The sequence below is a fragment of the Mucilaginibacter sp. genome (assembly GCF_039207105.1).
Taxonomy (GTDB): domain Bacteria; phylum Bacteroidota; class Bacteroidia; order Sphingobacteriales; family Sphingobacteriaceae; genus Mucilaginibacter.
The window spans coordinates 1-3,010 of record NZ_JBCECK010000289.1; the positions used below are offsets into that span (position 1 = coordinate 1).

The window sequence follows — 3,010 nt, forward strand, 5'->3', positions numbered from 1 at the left end:
AATTAAGGGGATACCACTCCCTGTTTTTGGGGATAGTAAGCCATGTCCCATATCACCAATTTCGAATTATGGTTGATCAATCAGCCATACATACACCTAAAAAACAAAAAATGAGTACAAAAAAAACAATCCTTATTACCGGAGCAGGTTCTGGAATGGGTGAAGGAACAGCTATTGGCCTTGCACAATTAGGACATCAGGTAATTGCAGGGGTACAGATTTCTCCGCAGGTTACTGCACTACGCAGAAAAGCTGAGGAACTGGGACTTACAGATAATCTGCGCGTTGAAAAACTTGACATTTTAAATCACATCGATGTAACTAACTCTCTCCGTTGGGATATTGATATTTTGTTTAGCCATGCAGGCATTGGCGACGCAGGACCGATATTCGAGATACCAATTGAGCTTGTTCGATCTGACTTTGAAACCAACTTTTTCGCACCGCTTTCCCTCGCTCAAAAATTCATCGCCAAATGGATCACCGAGGGCAAAAAGGGAAAGTTGATATTTACTTCATCAGAGGTCGGATTGATTACCGTTCAGGGCTTTAGCGCTTATGAAGCTACCAAACATGCACTGGAAGCAGTTGCTGAAGGATTACAATTGGAAATGAAACCTTATGGCATCCAGGTGCAGACAATAAATCCGGGCCCATATTTCACCGGTTTTAATGAAACCAGTGTAGACAATGCACTCCACTGGCTCGATGATAGTAAAAACTTTACCAAAAGAGCCGATTTTCTAAAAATGTTCGATGCCTTATTGGGTACACCAGAAGGCAGACTTGACCCGAGGGAAGCTATTGAGGCTATGGTTAAAATTGTACCCGCCGAAACCGGTAAATTCAGGAATGTGGTTCCGCAGTCAGCAGAAGCAACACTGAAAGAAATTCAACTAAAAGCATGGGACAATACCATATAGATTAAATTCAAAAGCCGGCAAATAAGCCGGCTTTTGAATTTAAATTTTCCCTATAAATAAGTAAATTTTTAACAAGATTAGGCACTAATTTGATTTATATATCTATAACATTATTTATAATTTAATATCTTACAGGTTCAATTATAAATCATGACTACTACCGTTAAGCCTGCACGCAACTATGGTTTGGATGTACTGAGGGTGATTGCCTGCTATATGGTAATCCAGGTACACTCCGGCGAATTTTATTATATAGGCGATGGCGGCGTGGTGCTTAACACACCCGATGCCCAGGTGGTGGACTGGTATAACTCCATATGCCGTATATGCGTGCCTTTATTTGTCATGATCTCGGGCTTTTTTCTTTTCCCGGTAAATGATGCCAATACGTTTTTTAGAAAGCGATTAAGCCGGGTTGCTATCCCCTTTGTATTCTGGTGCATACTATATGCCTTTTACCAATACTTTATGGGGGCTGGTGATATGGGCACGGTAATGCTCAATATTCTTAAAATACCCGTAAATTATGGTGTGGAGATCGGACACCTGTGGTTTGTGTATATGCTGCTGGGCTTGTATCTGTTTGCACCCATACTATCGTCCTGGATGCAAACCACGAGCCGTAAGGGGATGGAATTTTATTTGATTCTGTGGGGCATAGCCTGTAGCCTGCCTTATATCCATTTAATATTCCCTGAAATATGGGGTGAGGCATTTTGGAACAAAACGCCTATGCTGTATTACTTTTCGGGCTTTTTAGGATATGTGGTGCTGGCCAACTATATTAAACGTTTCCATATGCCAGCCCGAACGTGGAACTATGTAGCCGGCACTCTCCTTATTATTGTAGATTATGCCATAACCGCCTATGGCTTTATGCACCGCCTGCCTACAGAAAAATATGTAAGCACCCTGGAGCTTACCTGGAGTTTTGAAGTTATCAACGTAGTGATGATGACTGCAGGCGTATTTCTGATAGTTAAAAACATCAGCATTAAAAACATCCCATCAACATTTCAAAAGCTGATACTTGATATTGCCGCGCGGAGCTATGGTATTTACCTGGCACATATTATGCTGCTCAACTTTTATCATTCGTTGCTTGATGAACATTTTGGCAGCGCGGTAATTAAAGTTCCGCTGATTGCGTTGTGCACCTTTATAACTACCTATGTGGTGATTAAGCTGTTGTCGTTTTTACCTAAAAGCAAATGGCTGGTGGGATAAACCTACGGTTGTGATTACTAACACCCTTTATTTGTCGTGATTACCCCCGTTGTTTTTTAAAATGTTGCCCTACCTTTATTTCAATAAAACAACTCAACAAATCAATTTATGGAAACAGCAAATAACACCACCGTAACCGTTGCAGCTACTGTAAACGCTCCGGTTCAAAAAGTTTGGGATCTTTGGAACAATCCTGAGCATATTACCAAATGGGCCCATGCCTCAGATGATTGGCATGCGCCCTATGCAGATAACGACGCGCGCACCGGCGGCACATTCAAAACTACTATGGCTGCTAAAGATGGCAGCTTCAGCTTTGATTTTGGTGGTACTTATACCAATGTACAGGATAACAGCCTTATTGAATATACAATGGACGATAGCCGGAAAGTTAGTGTGATTTTTGAGAACATTGACGGCGCCACTAAAATTACCGAAACATTTGATCCGGAAAGCACCAATCCTATTGAAATGCAGCGGGGCGGCTGGCAGGCTATTTTGGATAATTTTAAAAAATACGCGGAAGCTCAGGCTTAATAATAGCCTACTGAACACTATCGACGGTGAAACACCCGCGGTAGTGTTCAACAGCTAAGTTCCTCCCCCTCCCAACGGTAATAGCCCATGAATTGACAGTTCCATCAAATGAGGCCGTTTATCAACTCACCCCTGACATCGCTACGCTTGTCTCCCCTCTGTTCAATTTCGCTGTAAAGAGGGTGGGGTAAAATTTGTCATTGCTGAGGTACGAAGCAATCGCGAATCTAAAGGAAAACTTGCACTGTCCGCGATTGCCACGCTATCGCTCGCAATTGTAAGGGTTTAGTAATTCGGTAATAGAATTAGGTAATTATTTTTTG

At 42.0% G+C, this 3,010-nt stretch carries 3 protein-coding genes; all 3 read left to right on the forward strand.

Annotated features, from left to right (window positions below):
- Positions 1 to 923 (forward strand): SDR family oxidoreductase (locus tag AAGC65_RS25655; RefSeq protein WP_343115305.1); only part of this gene is annotated, 923 nt, incomplete at its 5' end.
- Positions 924 to 1,073: 150 nt separating this feature from the next.
- Positions 1,074 to 2,150: an acyltransferase family protein gene (locus AAGC65_RS25660; protein ID WP_343115306.1), complete on the forward strand. Its 1,077-nt coding sequence runs from the start codon at positions 1,074 to 1,076 to the stop codon at positions 2,148 to 2,150.
- Between the two features lie 108 nt (positions 2,151 to 2,258).
- The gene (locus tag AAGC65_RS25665) at positions 2,259 to 2,687 is read left to right on the forward strand and encodes an SRPBCC family protein (RefSeq protein WP_343115307.1); all 429 of its coding nucleotides are present in this window, start codon (positions 2,259 to 2,261) and stop codon (positions 2,685 to 2,687) included.
- The last annotated feature ends 323 nt before the right edge of the window (positions 2,688 to 3,010 follow it).